This window comes from Hyphobacterium sp., assembly GCF_965229905.1.
In the GTDB taxonomy this organism is placed as follows: Bacteria; Pseudomonadota; Alphaproteobacteria; order Caulobacterales; family Maricaulaceae; genus Hyphobacterium.
Map to the genome: position 1 here is coordinate 904,797 of NZ_OZ245930.1, position 17,920 is coordinate 922,716.

The 17,920-nt window shown below is 62.4% G+C and carries 19 protein-coding genes; 10 read left to right on the top strand and 9 right to left on the bottom strand.

Features of this window, described 5'->3' with window-relative positions; translation table 11 throughout:
- The first annotated feature begins 12 nt into the window (after positions 1-12).
- Positions 13-447 carry a GNAT family N-acetyltransferase gene (locus tag ACO08C_RS04540; RefSeq protein ID WP_421787865.1) on the top strand — a complete coding sequence of 145 codons (435 nt, stop codon included), beginning with the start codon at positions 13-15 and terminating at the stop codon, positions 445-447.
- Here the strand turns inward: ACO08C_RS04540 and ACO08C_RS04545 are convergent.
- The 4 genes from ACO08C_RS04545 to ACO08C_RS04560 form a co-directional block, all read right to left on the bottom strand.
- A complete protein-coding gene (locus ACO08C_RS04545) occupies positions 444-1,427 on the bottom strand; it encodes an acetyl-CoA carboxylase carboxyltransferase subunit alpha (protein ID WP_421787866.1) in 984 nt (327 codons plus the stop codon). The genes ACO08C_RS04540 and ACO08C_RS04545 overlap by 4 nt on opposite strands.
- 91 nt (positions 1,428-1,518) lie before the next feature.
- Positions 1,519-2,445, bottom strand: coding sequence for a site-specific tyrosine recombinase XerD (locus ACO08C_RS04550; protein ID WP_421787868.1), 927 nt, complete (start codon positions 2,443-2,445; stop codon positions 1,519-1,521).
- Positions 2,442-4,043 (bottom strand): hypothetical protein, encoded by a 1,602-nt coding sequence (locus ACO08C_RS04555; protein ID WP_421787870.1) that lies wholly within the window; start codon positions 4,041-4,043, stop codon positions 2,442-2,444. Before ACO08C_RS04555 ends, ACO08C_RS04550 begins: the two co-directional genes overlap by 4 nt.
- Positions 4,018-4,158, bottom strand: a complete 141-nt coding sequence (locus ACO08C_RS04560) for a hypothetical protein (protein ID WP_421787872.1) — start codon at positions 4,156-4,158, stop codon at positions 4,018-4,020. Before ACO08C_RS04560 ends, ACO08C_RS04555 begins: the two co-directional genes overlap by 26 nt.
- An 80-nt stretch (positions 4,159-4,238) precedes the next feature.
- On the opposite strand from ACO08C_RS04560, the gene ACO08C_RS04565 reads away from it, so the two are divergent.
- From ACO08C_RS04565 to ACO08C_RS04575, 3 genes are read left to right on the top strand one after another with little or no spacing between them, the layout of a single operon-like run.
- A complete protein-coding gene (locus ACO08C_RS04565; RefSeq protein WP_421787873.1) occupies positions 4,239-4,805 on the top strand; it encodes a shikimate kinase in 567 nt (188 codons plus the stop codon).
- Positions 4,798-5,889 (top strand): 3-dehydroquinate synthase, encoded by a 1,092-nt coding sequence (gene aroB, locus ACO08C_RS04570; RefSeq protein WP_421787875.1) that lies wholly within the window; start codon positions 4,798-4,800, stop codon positions 5,887-5,889. The genes ACO08C_RS04565 and aroB overlap by 8 nt, the downstream gene beginning before the upstream one ends.
- A complete protein-coding gene (locus ACO08C_RS04575; protein WP_421787876.1) occupies positions 5,886-7,157 on the top strand; it encodes an HlyC/CorC family transporter in 1,272 nt (423 codons plus the stop codon). Before aroB ends, ACO08C_RS04575 begins: the two co-directional genes overlap by 4 nt.
- Here the strand turns inward: ACO08C_RS04575 and ACO08C_RS04580 are convergent.
- Positions 7,154-7,600, bottom strand: a complete 447-nt coding sequence (locus ACO08C_RS04580; RefSeq protein WP_421787877.1) for a YaiI/YqxD family protein — start codon at positions 7,598-7,600, stop codon at positions 7,154-7,156. The two genes, ACO08C_RS04575 and ACO08C_RS04580, sit on opposite strands and share 4 nt — an antisense overlap.
- Positions 7,601-7,736: 136 nt before the next feature.
- The gene (locus tag ACO08C_RS04585) at positions 7,737-7,997 is read right to left on the bottom strand and encodes a BolA family protein (RefSeq protein ID WP_421787878.1); all 261 of its coding nucleotides are present in this window, start codon (positions 7,995-7,997) and stop codon (positions 7,737-7,739) included.
- Positions 7,998-8,049: 52 nt separating this feature from the next.
- Between ACO08C_RS04585 and ACO08C_RS04590 the strand changes: the two genes are divergently transcribed.
- The 5 genes from ACO08C_RS04590 (at position 8,050) to ACO08C_RS04610 (ending at position 13,693) form a co-directional block, all read left to right on the top strand.
- A complete protein-coding gene (locus tag ACO08C_RS04590) occupies positions 8,050-8,667 on the top strand; it encodes a J domain-containing protein (protein ID WP_421787880.1) in 618 nt (205 codons plus the stop codon).
- 105 nt (positions 8,668-8,772) lie between these two features.
- The gene (gene cobS / locus ACO08C_RS04595; protein WP_421787882.1) at positions 8,773-9,774 is read left to right on the top strand and encodes a cobaltochelatase subunit CobS; all 1,002 of its coding nucleotides are present in this window, start codon (positions 8,773-8,775) and stop codon (positions 9,772-9,774) included.
- A gap of 92 nt (positions 9,775-9,866) precedes the next feature.
- Positions 9,867-10,772, top strand: coding sequence for an alpha/beta hydrolase family protein (locus tag ACO08C_RS04600; protein ID WP_421787883.1), 906 nt, complete (start codon positions 9,867-9,869; stop codon positions 10,770-10,772).
- 30 nt (positions 10,773-10,802) lie between these two features.
- On the top strand, positions 10,803-12,710 hold the full coding sequence (cobT, locus tag ACO08C_RS04605; RefSeq protein ID WP_421787884.1) for a cobaltochelatase subunit CobT: 1,908 nt from the start codon (positions 10,803-10,805) through the stop codon (positions 12,708-12,710).
- Positions 12,707-13,693 carry an esterase-like activity of phytase family protein gene (locus ACO08C_RS04610; protein ID WP_421787886.1) on the top strand — a complete coding sequence of 329 codons (987 nt, stop codon included), beginning with the start codon at positions 12,707-12,709 and terminating at the stop codon, positions 13,691-13,693. The genes cobT and ACO08C_RS04610 overlap by 4 nt, the downstream gene beginning before the upstream one ends.
- A gap of 573 nt (positions 13,694-14,266) precedes the next feature.
- On the opposite strand, the gene ACO08C_RS04615 is transcribed toward ACO08C_RS04610, so the two are convergent.
- The 3 genes from ACO08C_RS04615 to rpmB form a co-directional block, all read right to left on the bottom strand.
- Positions 14,267-15,955, bottom strand: a complete 1,689-nt coding sequence (locus tag ACO08C_RS04615) for an amidohydrolase (protein ID WP_421787887.1) — start codon at positions 15,953-15,955, stop codon at positions 14,267-14,269.
- Positions 15,956-15,983: 28 nt separating this feature from the next.
- Complete coding sequence (locus ACO08C_RS04620; protein ID WP_421787888.1) at positions 15,984-16,544, bottom strand: isochorismatase family protein; 561 nt, start codon at positions 16,542-16,544, stop codon at positions 15,984-15,986.
- A 73-nt stretch (positions 16,545-16,617) separates the two neighbouring features.
- Positions 16,618-16,905 (bottom strand): 50S ribosomal protein L28, encoded by a 288-nt coding sequence (gene rpmB / locus ACO08C_RS04625; protein ID WP_421787889.1) that lies wholly within the window; start codon positions 16,903-16,905, stop codon positions 16,618-16,620.
- Positions 16,906-17,107: 202 nt separating this feature from the next.
- Between rpmB and ACO08C_RS04630 the strand changes: the two genes are divergently transcribed.
- Positions 17,108-17,920: a DUF3108 domain-containing protein gene (locus ACO08C_RS04630; protein ID WP_421787890.1), complete on the top strand. Its 813-nt coding sequence runs from the start codon at positions 17,108-17,110 to the stop codon at positions 17,918-17,920.

The following is a 17,920-nucleotide window of genomic DNA, read 5'->3' on the forward strand; positions in this document are numbered from 1 at the left end:
CGCGATGCCCGCGTGGGCGAGTGCGAAGCGCTGTCCGCGCTCTGCCGAAGGTCCAAGGCACATTGGGGCTATGACGCCGACTTCATCGACGCCTGTGCGCCCTATCTGCGGGTCACACCGGAATGCGTCGCGGCCGGGCACAGCTTTGTGGCGCTGGATCATGAGGACCACGTCCTGGGCGTGGCGCAGATTCATCCGGGCGACGCCGCGCGCGGAAACCTCGACCTGCTGTTTATCGACCCGAGGGAGATAGGCACGGGGGCAGGCCGCGTCCTTTTCCAGGAAGCGGCCCACCGGCTTCGCGAGGCTGGCGAAACGGTGATGACCATTCTCTCGGATCCGGACGCGCGCGGATTCTATGAGCGGATGGGCGCGGTGTTTATCGAGGATCGGCCGTCAGACGTGTTTGAAGGACGACAACTGCCCTGGTTGGAATACCGGCTCTAGGCGTCACCTACCTCAAGGCGGCCAATGGCAAGGAAACGCTCGCGGCGGCGCTTGCGCAGATCGCGCCCGCCGAGCCGCTCAAGTCCCGACAGAACGGAATCGATCTTCTCGCCGACCTTGCGGATCGTGTCCTCCGGCGCGCGATGCGCGCCGCCGACCGGCTCCTTGATGATGTGGTCGATGATTTTCAGCTCTTTGAGGTCCTGCGCCGTGATCTTCATGGCGATCGCGGCGTCGCGGGCGCGAGCCGCATCCTTCCACAGGATGGACGCACAGCCCTCCGGCGAGATCACCGAGTAGACCGAGTGCTGCAGCATGATCACCGAATTACCGCTGGCGAGCGCAACGGCGCCGCCGGACCCGCCCTCGCCGGCAATCACCGAAATCAACGGCACACCCAGCGTCAGGCATCGTTCGGTGGACCGGGCGATCGCTTCAGCCTGGCCGCGCTCCTCGGCGCCGACGCCGGGATAGGCGCCCGCCGTGTCGACGAAGGTCAGAACCGGCATTTTGAACTTCTCGGCCATGTCCATCAGGCGGACGGCCTTGCGATAGCCTTCAGGACGGGCCATGCCGAAATTGTGCTTGAGACGGGACTGGGTGTCGCGGCCCTTCTCATGCCCCATAACCACGACCGACCGTCCGTTGAACCGGCCAATACCGCCGACTATCGCCGGATCCTCGGAGAAGCGCCGGTCGCCGCACAGCTCCTCGAAATCCTCGATCAGCAAGCGGCGGTAATCGCGGAAATGCGGGCGCTCGGGATGGCGGGCAACCTGCGTCTTGCGCCACGGATCGAGCTTTTCGTAGAGGCTCGCCAGCTGGTCGGCCGATTTCTGCCGCAGTTTTGCGATCTCTTCGGCGACATCCGGCACGTCGGCAGAGTTGGAGGCTGCCAGCGCTTCCAGCTCCTCGATCTTGGCGTCGAGCTCGGCAACGGGGCGTTCAAAATCGAGATAGGTCCGGGTCGGGTCTGACATGTAGCCTGTCTTGTTGTGCGTCCGGTTGCGGCAGCGCCGCGCAACCTAGCCACCCGCATTGCAAGGAACAAGCCGCGAATGGCGGTGAGATTCAGCGTTTTGCCAGTGGATGGGCCGTCTCGACGAGCGCCTTCAGACGCTCCTCGAGAACATGGGTATAAATCTGTGTCGTCGATATATCTGCATGGCCCAGAAGCGCCTGAACACTGCGTAAATCCGCGCCGTTTGCCAGCAGATGGGTTGCGAAGGCGTGACGCAGAACGTGCGGCGAGACTTTCGCCTCGTCCAACCCTGCCGTGCGGGCCAATTCCTTGAGAATCCGGGCGAATTGCTCTCGCGTCAGATGACCGGATGCGGCGCTCGACGAGGGAAAGAGAAAACGTTGCGCTTTCGCCAGGTTGGCGGTCCGCCCCTTCGGCAGGGTTTGATCGCGAACCTCCAGCCAGGCGCGGAGTGCCTCGGTTGCCGGCTGGGTGAGCGGCACCAGACGCTCGCGCCCACCCTTTCCTTTGATGTGGAGCGTTCCTGAGCGCTGCGAGATCGCCGCAATCGGCAAGGCGACGAGTTCCGAGACACGAAGCCCGCCAGCATAGAGGATTTCCAGCAAGGCACGGGCCCGAATGCCACGTGCGCCGTCCAGTTCTTCCGCAGCGGCGAACAATGCGTCGACGTCTGCCTCCGACATGATCTTGGGCAAGGGTCGCCCGCGCTTTGGACCGGTAAGCGAGCGTGCCGGATCATCGGTCCGGTAGCCTTCCGCCAGCAGGAATCTGAACAATCGCCGCGTGGCCGACAGGCGGCGGGCCGCCGTCGAGGCGGCCAGACCTTCGCGGGCTAATTCTGCGAGACAGGCTTCGAGGTGGGGCGTTTGAGCATCCAGCCAGGTCCGATCACGCGAGGAAAGCCGCATCGACATATCATCGAGATCACGGCGATAGGCATCGAGCGTGTTCCTCGCCGCACCGCGCTCGGCCGCCATCATGTCGAGAAATAGATCGATAAGCTGTCCGCTGTTCACGCCAGCTCCACAATGAGGCGCTCGAGAACCAGGGCGAGGGCCATATCGCGCAGGCCGACCCTGTCGAGGGCTATCGTGACCTGCATCAGCTCGGTCGGCGAAGCGCCGGCCGGACCGTCGGCCAGCACCTGAGCGGCCAAAAGCGCCGTTTCCGCACGGGCCCCTGCCATCGCCGCGGCATTCATCGTTGCCAACGCCGGCGATCCGGCCGCCGGCTCCAACCGGTACAATGCCAGCCTGAAATCAGCCGGCACCGCCATGCCCAGGCCGGCGAGCGCGGCTATGTCGCCGAGACCCGCCTCTCCGGCTTCAAGCCGCGCCTGTATGAGCGCATCCGTCGACGAACGGCGGACCTGGTTCTGGGCAATACGGAAGGCCAGATCGAGCCCGACCATGAAGGATGGCGATGGCGGCGCCCATTCCGGCCGATCCGGTTCCGCTACCGCTCCGATCAGGTCGCCCGGTTTTGTCGGATCGAATGTGGAGGCGGTTCGTCTTACGGGCGGGCCATTCTCCAATGTATCGCGCCAACGCTGCGCGGCTGCGACATCTCCAACTGCGAGTGCCGCCAATGCAAACCGGCCACCGTCCACCAATGTGTCGAGCGTGATGGGTAATGTGCCGACTTCCCGGCCATATTCCCGCGCGACCCGCATGAAATCATCGTCGCGAACGGCCTCTTCAAGGGCGGTCGCAAGCGCTTGCGCCGCGACGAGACGATCGAAATCCTGGCGGATCAGTTGGTCCAGAAGCCGTTCGCGGCCGACCCCCTCCTGCATCGCCAGGCCTTCCAGAGCCAGCGCCGGATCGGCTTCCAACTCGGATGTGGCGGACGCCGATTCGGCCACGGCGACCAACCAGTCCGGAGCATCCGTCAGATTGATCACCGGGCGGCCTTCTGCGGGTGACACGGCGGCCAGAGCCCAGTCGAGACCGGTATCGGCCGACGCTGCATCGACCGTCCAGCTGCCAATCGTGATCGCATAAAGCAGCCCGTCGAAATTCGAATCCGGCTCCTCTGTGCGAGCCAGGTCGGCGGAGAGTTCGGCAGCAGCATCCTCACCATTCAATGCGTGACAGAAGGCGCGTGCGCGCAGCCAATACGTCTGGTCGCGGCCCACGATCAGTCCATTCGCGGTCCGGCAACCCGCATCGCCGGCGGCGAGTGCAAAGGCGGTCTCGGCATGCAAACGCGCCAGATCGGGCGCGCGGTCCAACCCCGGCGTACGCTCAAGCAGACTGTAAGCGGCTTCGGCGCCAGACGCCGCCAGCAACCGGTCTGCGCGCAGGTTCGCCAGCGAGGCATTTCCGCGCCCGCCCTGTGGCGGCCGGCCGCCGGACAGAAGGGCCAGTGCCACGAGATTGGCGCGCGCCGGAGAACGGTATCCGTCGCTGTCGCTGCCGGGCAGGCCCTCCAGCGCATTGATAGCCGTTTGTACGGTTGAGCCGGCCCAAAGAGATTCGCCAAGCCCGTTTGTCGCCACGCCGACCTCGAGCGGGTCGAGACTGCCAAGCTGACGTACTTCAATATCCTGCGCGTGAGCGATGCCCAGCGCGGTCAAGGCCAGCAGGCTAGCCAGTGAGTTCGTCGGTGACATCGACCCGCACCTCCTCGGTGTCTGGCTCCAATCCGCTGCCAATCATGACGAGCACGAAAAATCCGCCAACCAGGACCACCAGTCCGATGGCGAGACCAATCAAGGTGTTACGCATTGCAGGCTCCAAGGCTTGGCGTCACATTAAGGGTGAATACGGCAATTTCCAGACCATGACGGAGGCTTATAATCGGCGGCATGAGTAAAGAATCCGCCTCCCCGGCTGCGGCCAGCCGTTCGGTCGTGCTGGTTGGCCTGATGGGCGCCGGCAAGACAACGGTCGGCCGCCGGTTGGCGACAGCGCTGAACCTGCCCTTTGTCGACGCCGACGAGGAAATAGAAAAAGCTGCAGACCGGCCGGTTGCCGACATATTCTCCGATTTCGGCGAAGCGGCTTTTCGCGATGGCGAGCGCCGGGTGATCGCGAGGCTGCTTGAAGGAGAGCAATCGGTCATCGCGCTTGGCGGCGGCGCTTTCGTCAACGACGAGACGCGGAAACTTGTGCGCGAGAAAGCCGTTTCCATCTGGCTCAAAGCCGATCTCGACACGCTGATGGAACGCGTATCGCGACGCGATACGCGCCCGCTGTTACAAACCGACAACCCCCGCGCCGTGATGGCCGAACTGATGGCCAAGCGCGAAGCCGCCTATGCGGAGGCCGATATCCAGATCGATGGCGATCAGGGCCCGCACTCAACAGCTGTTGCTCGGATTCTCGAAGCACTGGGCCCGCTGGGATACTCGGTATCGGACGCCGATGACTGAGCTTGTCACGATCGATCTGGGTGACCGCGGTTATGAAGTGCTGATCGGTCAGGACGCCTGGGCGATCGCGCGGAAGCTCGCGGCGGTCGCCCCGAACAGGCGATATGCCGTGATGGCCGATAGCAATGTGCTGAGGCATCACCGTGAATTTATCGCGTCAGGCCTGGCGGAACTCGATATCGCCGGAACCCCAATCGAAATTCCCGAGGGCGAAAGCGCGAAATCCTTCGGCCTGTTGGAAATCGTTCTTTCGCAGCTCTTGGAACGCGGACTGGAACGCGGCGATGCGATCCTGGCGATTGGCGGCGGCGTGACCGGCGACTTGGCCGGATTTGCCGCGGCCATCTACAAGCGCGGTATCGATTTCATTCAGGTGCCGACGACACTTCTGGCCATGGCCGATTCCTCGGTTGGCGGAAAAACCGCCATCAATATGCCGCAGGGCAAGAATCTGGTCGGGGCTTTCCACCAGCCGCGACTGGTTGTCGCCGATTTCAGGTTTCTCGAGACCCTGCCCAAACGCCAGTTGCTGGCGGGCTATGCCGAGATCATCAAGGCCGCGTTGATTGGCGATGCCGACTTCTTCGACCGGCTCGAGTTTTCAAACCGCGACAGCCTGTCGGCGCTGCATCTACAGGCGCATCTCAAGTCCGCTATCGAGTTCAAAGCGAGGATCGTCGAGGCCGATGAGCGCGAAAGCGGACAACGTGCGCTGCTAAATCTCGGGCACACTTTCGGCCATGCCCTGGAAAGCGAATCGGACGGCAAGCTATTGCATGGTGAAGCCGTTGCGGCGGGCATCGCTCTCGCCTTCGACTATTCGGTTCGGTGCGGTTACTGCCCCGCCGAAGATGCGGCGCGCGTTCGTGACTATTTCTCCCTGGTGGGCCTTGAAACCCAGCTGGCACTGCTCCTGGGTGCTCCTTATTCGGCCGAAGCTATGGTCGAACGCATGCGCCATGATAAGAAGAATGCGGGCGGGAAAATCCGCCTGATACTTGCGCGCGGCATCGGCGATGCCTTTATTGAGGGCGCGGCCGACGAGGCCGATCTACTTAACTTCCTGAAAGACAAGACACAATGATCGAGACTTGGATCCTGATTTCGCTTGGCGGAATTGTGCTCCTGCTCCTGTTTTCCGCCTTCTTTTCAGGCTCGGAAACATCGCTGACGGCGGTTTCGCGTGCCCGAATGCTGCAATTGGAGAAGGACGGCAAGCCGGCGGCGCGCCGGGTCAATCATCTGACCGAGGACCGCGAGCGGCTGATTGGCGCCATCCTGCTGGGCAACAATCTGGTCAATATTCTTGCCTCGTCGATCGCAGCGGCCGTGTTTCTGCGCCTGTTCGGCGAAGCCGGGGTGGCCTATGCGACCCTGGTCATGACCATGCTGGTTCTGATCTTCGCGGAAGTGCTGCCGAAAACATACGCGCTGTCAAATCCGGACCGGTTCGCGCAGGCGGTTTCTGCGCCGATCTCAGTTTTCGTGCTGATTTTCGCGCCGATTGTGGCCGCCGTCCAGGCCATCGTGCGAGGCACGCTGCGCGTGTTCGGTGCGAATGTGGAAGGTCCGGTGCTGTCGAGTCATGACGAGCTGCGCGGCCATATCGATCTGCACCACCAGGAAGGCGGCGTCGTCAAGGATGACCGAGACATGTTGGGCGGCGTGCTCGATCTGCGTGAGCTGACGGTCGACGATGTCATGGTGCATCGCAAGAATATCACGATGATCGATGCCGACCTGCCTGTCTCGGATATCATTTCGAGCGCGCTCAACAGTCCGCATACGCGCCTACCGCTCTTCAAAGGCGATTCCGAGAACATCATCGGCGTATTGCATGCGCGGGATCTAGCCCGGGCGCTCCTGAAATCAGGCGGCGATGCTGGCGCGATCGATCTCCAGAAAGTCATGCGTGAGCCCTGGTTCGTGCCGGAAACCACCGAACTTCAGGACCAGCTCAATGCCTTCCGGGAGAAGCGCGAACACTTCGCGCTGGCCGTCGATGAGTATGGCGCGCTGATGGGTCTGGTGACGCTTGAAGATATTCTCGAGGAGATTGTCGGCGAGATCGAGGATGAACACGACATTGTCGTCGAAGGCGTTCGCATGGAAGAGGACGGGGTGTGGCTGATCGACGGTCACACGCCGATCCGCGACGTGAACCGTGCGCTCGACTGGGATCTGCCGGACGAGGAAGCGGTGACGATGGCAGGCCTGGTCATCCATGAAAGCCAGACCATCCCCGAAACCGGTCAGGTATTCAGCTTCCATGGCGTCCGGTTCGAGATCCTCGAGCGGCGTCGCAACCAGATTGCGCTGATGCGTGTGACGGAGCTGCCGGAAGAAGCCTAGCGCCGCAGTTTCTGAAACAGGTTTTCCAACCCGTTGAGAAAACCCGAGCGGTCGCGTGCCGAGAAAGGCTTGCCGCCTCCCCCCTCCATCGCGCCGGCAGACCGCAGGTCTGCCATCAGATTCCGCGTTGCCAGAACCGATCCGATATTGTCGGCGTCGAAGAGCTTTCCGCGCGGATCAATGGCTGCGCCGCCCGCTTTCAGACAACGATCGGCGAGCGGGATGTCGGCCGTCACACAGATGTCGCCCGGACCGATGCGCTCGGCGATCCAGTTGTCGGCAGCATCTGCGCCCTCCGGGACGATAACCAGCTGAGCCCATGGGCTCTGCGGACGGCGCAAGCCGCCATCGCAAACCAGCTTCACCTCGGTGCGATGACGTTCGGCCACGCGGATCGCCTCGTCCTTTACCGGGCAGGCATCGGCGTCGATATAGAGGGTCAAGCTGGATTCATCCTTCGAGGCTCACTTCGTTCGCACCTCAGGATGAGGTGTATGGAAATCTGCAACCCACCTCATGGTGAGGTGCTGGCCGCCGGCCCTCGCCAAGGCGAGGGCCAGGCCAGCCTCGAACCACGCACTAGCGCACCGTCATCCGCAGCGCGTGAACGGGACCCGCCAGTTCTTCAGCGAGCACTTTGTTGACAGCGCGCTGGCGCTCCAGGCGCGAAAGGCCGTCGAGCGCCTCGGCGCTGATCTCGACGTGGAAATGACTTTCACCACCTTCTGGTGCGCCGGCATGGCCGGCATGCAATGCGCTTTCATCCGTGATCACCAGATGGCGCGGCTTGAAGGCCGAGCGCAGCTTGTCTTCCATGCGTTGGTGTACGTCGCCGGCCAATTGCATCTCCTGTTTGTTGCCGCTTAAGGGCTTGGACCCCATACTTAGGCTTATGGATGGCGATTTTACATACCGGCCGCGGTTCAAGGACATCCGCATCAAGCCGCCTTCCGATCGCGCCGCGCCGGAGGAGCGCGTCTGCGAATGGCCGGGCTGCCGTGCGCATGGCGATTGCAAGGCGCCCAAAGGCACGGCGGACCTCAATGACATGCACTGGTTCTGCCAGCGCCATGCCGCTCAATACAACAAGTCCTGGAATTTTTTCGAGGATATGGACGAAGACGCCGTCGCGGCCTTCAACGCATCCGCGCACTATGGCCATCGGCCGACCTGGAATTTCCGCTTCAACACGGGAAAGACCACCAAGGCGCAGCGCGCGTCCAAGGATTTCCGCGACGGCTTCACCGACCCGTTCGGCCTGTTCGGCGACCGGCCGGAGGGCGACCCCACGCCGGAGCAGCACCGCAAGCGATTCGGCAAGCTTCAGGCCGCTGCGCTGGAAACGCTCAATCTCGACGGCCATGAAAGCAAAAGCGTGGTGAAGAAACGTTATGCCGAGATGGTCAAACGCTTTCATCCGGACGCCAATGGTGGAGACCGGTCGAGCGAGGAACAGCTGGGCCGTGTGATTCATGCCTACCAGATCCTCAAAAACGCCGGAATGGCGTAACAAGCCGTGACCGTGTGCGGTCTTTTCGCAACTGCGAAGCCCGTGCTAGGGAGCATCTGACTCGCGCGCTGGCCTTGCGCGCTGCCTGCCCGATATATGAGTGCCATGAGCGATAATTTCCCCCTGTCCGAACCCGATATCATTGCAGATTGCGAAGCTCTGTTCGGCTTCGATCCGGGTTTCGACGTGCCGGCGTTCTCGCTGCCCGATGAGCACACGCCGCCGGTCGACGAGGCTTATGTATTCGATCCGGCAACGACCCGGGCGATCCTCGCCGGATTCGCCCGCAATCGCCGGGTGATGATCCAGGGCTATCACGGGACCGGAAAATCGACCCATATCGAGCAGGTCGCCGCCCGCCTCAACTGGCCGATGATCCGGATCAATCTGGACAGCCATGTCAGCCGCATCGACATGGTCGGCAAGGACGCCATCGTCTTGCGTGACGGCAAGCAGGTCACCGAATTCCAGGAAGGCATACTTCCCTGGGCGCTGCAGCGTCCGGTGGCTTTGCTGTTCGACGAGTACGATGCCGGCCGGCCGGATGTGATGTTTGTCATCCAGCGGGTGTTGGAAGCGTCCGGCTCGCTGACCCTCCTGGACCAGACCAAAGTGATCCGGCCGCATCCCTATTTCCGGCTGTTTGCCACCACCAACACGGTCGGGCTCGGCGATACAACGGGCCTCTATCACGGTACGCAACAGATCAATCAGGGCCAGATGGACCGCTGGTCGATCGTGGCGACGCTTAATTATCTACCCGCCGAGACCGAGGAAAAGATCATTGCCTCGCGACTGCCGGGATTTGCCGCGCAACCGGACGGCAAGAAGGCGATCGCCGACATGGTGAAAGTCGCCGACATGAGCCGGGATGCGTTCATGAATGGCGATATTTCGACGGTGATGAGCCCGCGCACTGTTCTGACCTGGGCAGAAAATGCCGAAATCTTTGGCGATATCGGCCATGCTTTCCGGCTGACCTTCCTGAACAAGTGCGACGAGCTGGAGCGCCCGACGATTGCGGAATTCTATCAGCGCGTCTTTGGTGAAGATCTGCCGGAAGCGCCGCTCAAGCCGTCCCCCGCCAAGCCGGCCAGTGCCGCTTAGGCCAACCGCGCTTTGACATTCTCAACAATTCGTCATTCGACATGTTATGGCTATTTATGCAAAATTTTGCGTAAATGCCTGATGAGGTTCTCATGACGTTTCGAATTGGCACCTGCTTGTTTTTGACCGCAGTCCTCGCGAGTGCCGGCGCGTCCGGCTGGGCGTTCGCGATACAAGACCTTGTGGAACGCCGCGTGACGATCGCGGCTGGAGAAGTGACGCTCGGCGCGTCGCTATACCGTTCGGCCAGCGCGCACGGCGATCTTCCGTTGGTCGTCACGGCGCACGGCTCCGCCCCCAGCGATCGGGAAGGCGTATTGTTCTATACCTACCGCGCGATGGATCTCGGCTTTGCTGCGCTATCCTTCGACAAGCGCGGCACCGGTGAAAGCACCGGGGAATATGTGAGTTTCTCCGTCGAGGGCAGCATCGCCCAGTTCGATGATCTGGCCAGCGATCTGGCACACGCTATCGAATTCGGCGCACAGCAGGAGGGTATCGATTCGCGGTGTGTCGGCTTGTTCGGCGGTAGTCAGGCGGGCTGGATCATGCCCCTCGCGGCCAGCCGGTCCGACCTCGTCGATTTCATCATTGTCGGCGAGGGCGCGGTAACAACTGCCGGCCAGGAGGAGATTCACGGCCAGATCCTGCAGGCGCGCCGCGGCTATGAAAGCAATCCAGAGATAACCGCGCAGGATATCGCCATGGCGGATAACATGCTTGAGGCCTATATCGGCGAACCCGGCTATGATCCCCTGCCCGTACTCGAAGCGCTGGACATCCCGATCCTGTGGATTTTCGGCCTGCAGGATGCAGTCATTCCGGTCACCCCAGCGCTGAACCGTCTGCAGAACCTGATCGCGGCCGGGCATGACAATCATCACCTGCTGGTCTTTCCTTTCGGCGACCATAACTTTACCAACAGAGCCACGGGCGAACGCTACGACCTGGTTGGCCCGATCCGCCACTGGCTGACCGAAAACGGGATTTGCGGCTAGCGTTAGTCCACGTCGGTCACTGGAGAATTGATGACCGATAATCCGCTCGCAGATGCCTTCAAGCGCGCATTGGCAATTTCCGCCCGGGCGATTGCCCAGGACAAGGACTTGGAAGTGCGCTTTGGCGGCGAGATCGCCAATTACGCCAAAGGCAAGATGACGCTTCCCAACCCGGGAGAAGTCAGCGCAGCGGACGCCAAGGCAGCACGCGGCCGGGCCGATGCGCTGGCGCTGAAACTCCTGCACCACAATCGCCAGACCCATGCCGAGGTTTTACCGCCCGGTTCCCAGGGTCGCGCCATCTTCGAAGCGGCCGAACAGGCACGCGTCGAAAGTCTCGGCGCCAAAGCGATGCGGGGCGTCGCTGTAAATCTCAACGCGGCCTTGGAAGCGAAAGCAGTGGCCAAGGGCTGGAACCGCGTCGAGGATCGCCAGCAAGCACCGCTTCACGAAGCCATCGGCCTGCTCGTGCGCGAACGCATTACAGGAGAGCCGGTCACAGACCTAGCCGAAGGGCTGATGCGGGTCTGGCGTGAGGATATCGAGGCGGCGGCCGGTGACGCGCTCGATTCGCTGGCAGCGAACGCCAGTGATCAACGGGCTTTCGCCAAAGCCCTCGAAGACGTGATTCGCGATCTCGACCTCGCGGACGAGCTCGGCGGCGATCCGGAAGATTCCGACAAGGAAAGCGATGACGACGCCGGCCTGGATCGCGAGCAGCAGACCGGCGAGGACGATGGCGACTCAGAGCCCGATGGCGATGACGGTGATGATGTCGACGCCGACGGGCAATCCGCGGACGATGACGAGATCGATTTCCAGTCCGATGAAACACTCGGGGAGACCGACAGCCAGGACGAGCTTGGGGAGGCAGCCCGCGCCGAACGTCCCAATTATGCGCGATTCGAGGATCGGCCGGCGGAACGCTATCGCGTTTTCACGACAAAATTTGACGAGATCATCCGCGCCGAGGATCTATGCGACGAGGACGAGCTGGCGCGTCTGCGCCGCTATCTCGACCAGCACATGAAGGGCGTTGAGGGCGCCGTCGGCCGGCTTGCCAATCGCCTCCAGCGGCGCCTGATGGCGCAGCAGACGCGCGCCTGGGCGTTCGACCTAGAGGAAGGCGTGCTTGATCCGGCCCGGCTGACGCGGGTGGTGATCGATCCGACCTCGCCTTTGTCATTCAAGCAGGAACAGGAAACCGATTTCCGCGACACGATTGTGACGCTGCTGATCGACAATTCCGGCTCGATGCGCGGGCGGCCGATCATGACAGCGGCATCCTGCGCGGACATCCTCGCCCGGACGCTGGAGCGCTGCGGCGTCAAGACCGAGGTTCTGGGCTTCACGACACGGTCCTGGAAAGGTGGCCGCGCCAAGGAGGCCTGGATCGAAGCCGGCAAGCCCGTCAATCCGGGACGCCTCAACGATATCCGGCACATCGTCTACAAGAATGCCGACGAGCCCTGGCGCCGCAGCCGCGTCAATCTCGGCCTGATGATGCGCGAAGGCTTGCTGAAGGAAAACATCGACGGCGAAGCGCTGCAATGGGCCTGGAAACGGCTCGCCGCGCGGCCCGAGCAGCGGCGCATCCTGATGGTGATATCCGACGGCGCGCCGGTCGACGATGGCACGCAATCCGCCAATCCAGGCGCCTATCTGGAACGCCATCTGCGCGAAATGATCGCGCAGATCGAAAACCGGTCTGACGTCGAACTTCTGGCCATCGGGATCGGCCATGATGTCACGCGCTATTACAAGCGGGCCGTGACGATCACCGATGTGGAACAGCTCGGCGGTGCGATGACCGAACAGCTCGCCGCACTTTTCGACAAGGATGCCGGGCCGGCCGGTCCTGCCATCAACCCGTCATCATCGGGCGGTACACGCGGTCTGAAACGCGCCGACTGGGCCGAATTGGGAGCGAAAGTGTGAAACGACTGATCGGAATTGCCGCGCTGATTCTAGCTGCTTGCAGCAATGCGGCCGGCCCGGGTCCGATCCTGATCCAGACGACCAGTGTTCCGCTTTATCCTGACACGCCTGAACGCCTCGATGTCGGCGCGCTCGAATATCGTGGCGGGCTGGTGCTATCGTCAGAGGACGAGCGTTTCGGCGGCCTGTCGGCGATGGAGATCCATGGCGACCGCCTGCTGGCAATCTCCGACTCGGCTTACTGGCTGACCGCGCATCTCGAATTCAATGAAGACGGATGGCTGACGGATGTGTCACAGGCCTTCTATGCCCCGATGCTGGACGCTGATGGCATGCCGCTGACGGGCGATGCGGCCGATGCTGAGGGGCTCGCCCCGCTCGGCAGCGGCGCTTACGCCGTGAGTTTCGAACGCCAACATCGGATCGACCGTTACGACATTGCGCCAGACTGGTCGGGTATCGCGATCGCCACGCCAACGCCATTGGAAGCTCCACCGGGTACCGACCGGCTGCGCAACAATGGCGGGATCGAAGCGCTGGCGCCGTCGCAGAACGGTTATTGGGCGGGGGTCGAATATCCTATCGTCGAAGGCCGGCCGCATTCTCTGTGGCGCATGGCGGACGGGCAGGAACCAGTGGTGACAGATTATCGCGCCGCCGAAGGCTTTGGCGTGACCGGCCTTGCCCGCCGGGGCGAAGCGCTGCTGGTACTCGAACGCTTCTATGCGCGCGACATCGGCAACCGGATCCGGGTATTCGAGTTCGAAAACCGCTATTTCGATCGGCAAACCGGCGATGTTACCCTGACAGCACGGCGATTGCCGGGGCCGCTTGCCGAGCTCGAACCGGGCATGACGATTGATAATTTCGAAGGCATCGCGGTCAGCGAGGTGAATGGCGAGATGCGGATCTTCATTCTCTCGGATGATAACTACAATCCGGACCAGCGGACATTGTTGTTGAGTTTCGCGATCACTCCATAGCGATCGGATAATCCCTCACCCGCGGAGCTCGTCGCCTCGCGACCTAACGCCTATCCCTCTCCCCTTTTGAAGGAGCTGTAAACTCGCCAGCCTTGGCCAATTCCACGTCATCCTGACGAAAGTCAGGACCCAGAGCTGCGGTGAAGCATCGCTGCCAGGCGCGCATTCTGCGCAACGACGAGGCTGGCGGCGGGTTGGCTCAGGGTGAGCGCGTTGAGGTTGCGCGTCTTTCCCCTCCCCCTCGTGGGGAGGGGTAGGGGTGGGGGGGATGTTGCGAGGCGTAACGCCAATCACCCCACCCTGACCGCTGCGCGGTCTTCCCTCCCCATTAAGGGGAGGGGAATGCCAAGCCCGGCCTTACAATCCATGCCGGCCAGTCTTTCGGGCCGGGTTTTCAGCTCAAGGGTGAAACCGCGAAGCGGCGCTCTCGCGCCTTTGACCTGAAAACCCGGCGCCGAAAACAATCCCGGCAAGGCATGAAAGGCATTTTGTGTTCGCGAGATTTCTGCTCGAACGCGCTTACCATCGTCAACCCGGATGACTTTCTCTCCCTCAAGCGGGGGAGGAAAACGCTTATTCCGCTTGCCAGACGATCTCGCCATCGATCACCGTCATCACCGGCTCCACAGACAGGATCTCTTCCTCCGGGATGGTCATGATGTCACCGGAAAAGACGGTGAAATCGGCCCGCAAACCCTCGGCGATACGGCCGATCTCATCCTCGCGGAAGGACGCATAGGCCGGCCAGGCGGTGAACATGAGCAGCGCCTCGGCGCGGGTGACGGCCTGATCGGGACGCCAGTCCTCGGTCTGGGTGCCGTCCAGGGCGCGGCGGGCCACCGCGGCATAAAATTCGATACGCGGATCGCCGCGTTCGACCGGCGCATCTGACCCGCCTGCGATCACCACACCGCTGTCAATCAGGTCGCGCCATGCGTAAGCGCCGTCGAGCCGGTCCGGCCCCAATCGGTCTGGCGCAAAGAAGAGATCGCCGATCGCATGGCTCGGCTGCATGGACGGAATAATGCCGAGCTCGGCAAAACGCGGAATATCGGCCGGGCGCACGATCTGCGCGTGCTCATTGCGCCAACGAGGTTCGGCAATGGCGCGATCCTCCGGCGGTACCGCCGCCAGCGCCTCTTCGATCCAGTTCAGAAGCAGGTGATTGCCGCGGTCGCCAATCGCATGGATGTTGAGCTGAACGCCGTTCTGCAGCGCTGTCACCATGGCGGACAGCGTCTCGTCCTCTTGGCTCAACAGGAGGCCGGAATTGGCCGGATCGTCGCTGTAGGGCTGCAGAAGCGCCGCACCGCGCGATCCCAGCGCGCCATCCATGTACATCTTCACCGCCCGCGCAATGACGCGGCGATTGTCGCTGATCACATAACCGTCGCGCGCCAGCGGGGCGAGCCCGTCGGGATTGGCCGAAATATAAACGCGCAGCGGCAGTTCTTCAGACAGACCTTCGATCATGGCGACATCTGCCCAAGGCACGGACATGTCATGTCCGCCGGTCCAGCCATAACGGGCGGCCGACCAGGCCCCTTCCAGATAGACATTGGCCCGGTCTTCGCCGGTGAACGAGCCGCCCAGCGCCGAAACGGGGTCCATTGCGGTGTCAATCAGCATGCCGGTCGGCTCGCCATCTTCATCGCGCAGAATATCGCCACCTTCCGGCGCCACGCTGGCGGCGGTGATGCCCGCCATCTCCAGCGCCAGCGAATTGGCCACCAGCGCATGGCCGTCGGCACGGGTCAGGAAGACGGCGATGTCCGGCGCCGCGGCGTCGAGATCCTGGCGGTTCGGAAAGCGCTCTTCCGGCCAGTGCGTCTCGATCCAGCCCCGGCCCTGAAGCACCGCGCCCTCGGGCAGGCCGTCGGCCGCTTCGGCAACACGGGCCTGCAGATCGGCGATCGATTCCGTGCCTTCGAGATTCAGAAGACGCTCACGCGCGCCGAGGCCGATGATGTGAACGTGGCTGTCGGTGAAGCCGGGATACATGGCCGCGCCATCGAGATCGACCGTTTCGGTCGTATCGTCGACCAGGCCGGCCGGTACGTCCGCCTCGTTGCCGGCGTAAATGATGCTACCGTCTCTGACGGCCACAAGCTCGACCATCGGGCTGGATTCGTCAGCGGTGTAGATCGGACCGCCGGAAAAAACGCGATCCGCCGGCTCAACGCCCGAACTGGCCGACTCCGTTGCGGCTGGCTGCGAACAGGCAATGAGGCCGAGAGCGGCCAAAAGGCTGAGATGGCGCATGGGATTCCCTTCCGTTCCGGCGGGGAAACTAGCTGCCGCGGGACAGAAGGGAAACTGCTTCCTTGGTATCGATCACATTCGCAAACTCATTATGCAGCGCCGCAAGGTGGACCTTGTGATGGGTCGCTGCGTCAATGGTTTCGCCCTCGGGTGTGGCCGCCGGAAATGCGGCGGTCGCATCGCCGACGAGGGTCGTGCGAAATCCAAGATTACCTGCCATCCGGACGGTAGTTGAGACGCAGTGCTCGGTGGTCATGCCGAAGATCACGAGGTGATCGGCGCCCATCAGATGGAGGCGTTGTTCCAGACCGGTGCCGATAAAGGCCGAATTGACGGTCTTTTCGATCACCGGTTCGCCGGGCCGCGGTTCCGCCTCCGGCTTGAAGGCATTTCCCGGGGCGCCGGGGCGCAGCAGGCTGTCTAGCTCGGTCGAATTGTGCTTGATGTGCACGATGGCGCGGCCGGCGGCACGGGCGGCGGCGAACAGTTTCGTCACATTGGCGTCGAAATCGGGATTTGAATGACCGCCCACCGTCACCGCATATTGATCCAGCCCTTTCTGGATATCGACGGGAAGCAGAACGATCATGGCCTGAGCCTCCAACGAAAAACGCCCGCAGCGTGGGCTGCGGGCGCTTGAATGCGTGTGCCGGGCATCCGGATCAGGCCGCAGCGGCCTTCTTCTTCAGGGCGCGCTTGATCTTCAAGGCGCGCTCGGAAAGATGCTCGTCGCGGGCTTTCATAAGATACGCATCGAGGCCACCGATATGGTCGACGCTGCGCAGCGTTTTCGCGGCAATCCGCAGCTTGTACGACTGGCCGAGTGATTCCGACGCGAGAGTCACGTCGCAGAGATTCGGCAAGAAACGGCGCTTGGTCTTGTTGTTGGCGTGGGAGACATTGTTGCCCACGACAGGACCTACACCAGAAAGTTCACAGCGCCGGGACATGGCAACAACCTTCGCTCAAATAGAATTCCGTGCTCGTTCGGCGCTACCGCCGACGAAGAGCCGCGGGACTTACCCAAGCGGTCTGCGTTCGTCAAGCGCTGTGGCGCGTGATCCGCATTCATCTTGCAGCCATGTTGGATCGGCGATAGGGGTGATGGCGCATTTCAGCGGGCGGGATGTGTTGTAACGGAGTATCTTTGAAATGCTGGTTTCGAGTCTCGCAGCCTCTGCCCTGCTGCTGTCCTCCTCCAACCTGACCGACGCGGCCGAGCTAGCGAATGTGTCGGCGCCGCCGCCTCTGTCGATCAATGTCAGCTATTCGGGTTCGGTGATCATCTTCCGCGTCGCGAATATCACGCTAAGCGGACAGATCGCGGACGACACCTATGGCGCCACGGCGCGTTTTACGACGGCCGGGCTGGCCGCGCTGTTTTCCGATGCCGATATCGAGGCGGGCATTACCGGTTATGCCGATGGGGCGCTGCGCCCTTGGCGCTATGCGCACTTTAATCATTCCAGTGGTTCGGGCCGCACGGTCGGCATCAACTTCCCTGAAGGCGTAGCGACCGCAGATGTTGTCCCGCCCTTCGGCTCCATGGGCGAGCCGCCGGCGAGCGAAGCCGAGCGCGATGGCGCTGTCGATCCGATCAGCGCCCTGTTGCGGCTGGGCCTTCGCCAATCCAGCGATGTCGGCGAACTCTGCTCGGGTCGCATCCCCGTTTTCGATGGCAAGGCGCGCTATGATTTGCGGCTGCAAGTCGCCGGAGCCAATGATATCCGTACCCGCGCCTGGCGGGGTGAGGCCACGCGCTGTCACGCCTTCTACGAGCCGATTGCGGGATATGATCCGGAAGATCTGCCGACGGAAAGCGATATCGCCGAGCCGGTTGTCCTGTGGCTGGCGCCTTTCGCCGATGGCACGATCCATCTGCCGGTCCGAATCCGGACGAATTCCGGCTTCGGTGCGATTACGATCGAAGCCCGGTCAATCGCTGTCGAGCCGGTCGCCGATTAA

Coding starts and splice junctions, on each gene's coding strand:
- rpmB (WP_421787889.1), bottom strand. CDS start 16,905: ATGTCCCGGCGCTGTGAACTTTCTGGTGTAGGTCCTGTCGTGGGCAAC.
- ACO08C_RS04565 (WP_421787873.1), top strand. CDS start 4,239: ATGAGTAAAGAATCCGCCTCCCCGGCTGCGGCCAGCCGTTCGGTCGTG.
- cobS (WP_421787882.1), top strand. CDS start 8,773: ATGAGCGATAATTTCCCCCTGTCCGAACCCGATATCATTGCAGATTGC.
- ACO08C_RS04600 (WP_421787883.1), top strand. CDS start 9,867: ATGACGTTTCGAATTGGCACCTGCTTGTTTTTGACCGCAGTCCTCGCG.
- ACO08C_RS04615 (WP_421787887.1), bottom strand. CDS start 15,955: ATGCGCCATCTCAGCCTTTTGGCCGCTCTCGGCCTCATTGCCTGTTCG.
- ACO08C_RS04545 (WP_421787866.1), bottom strand. CDS start 1,427: ATGTCAGACCCGACCCGGACCTATCTCGATTTTGAACGCCCCGTTGCC.
- ACO08C_RS04555 (WP_421787870.1), bottom strand. CDS start 4,043: ATGTCACCGACGAACTCACTGGCTAGCCTGCTGGCCTTGACCGCGCTG.
- ACO08C_RS04630 (WP_421787890.1), top strand. CDS start 17,108: ATGCTGGTTTCGAGTCTCGCAGCCTCTGCCCTGCTGCTGTCCTCCTCC.
- aroB (WP_421787875.1), top strand. CDS start 4,798: ATGACTGAGCTTGTCACGATCGATCTGGGTGACCGCGGTTATGAAGTG.
- ACO08C_RS04620 (WP_421787888.1), bottom strand. CDS start 16,544: ATGATCGTTCTGCTTCCCGTCGATATCCAGAAAGGGCTGGATCAATAT.
- ACO08C_RS04575 (WP_421787876.1), top strand. CDS start 5,886: ATGATCGAGACTTGGATCCTGATTTCGCTTGGCGGAATTGTGCTCCTG.
- cobT (WP_421787884.1), top strand. CDS start 10,803: ATGACCGATAATCCGCTCGCAGATGCCTTCAAGCGCGCATTGGCAATT.
- ACO08C_RS04590 (WP_421787880.1), top strand. CDS start 8,050: ATGGATGGCGATTTTACATACCGGCCGCGGTTCAAGGACATCCGCATC.
- ACO08C_RS04560 (WP_421787872.1), bottom strand. CDS start 4,158: ATGCGTAACACCTTGATTGGTCTCGCCATCGGACTGGTGGTCCTGGTT.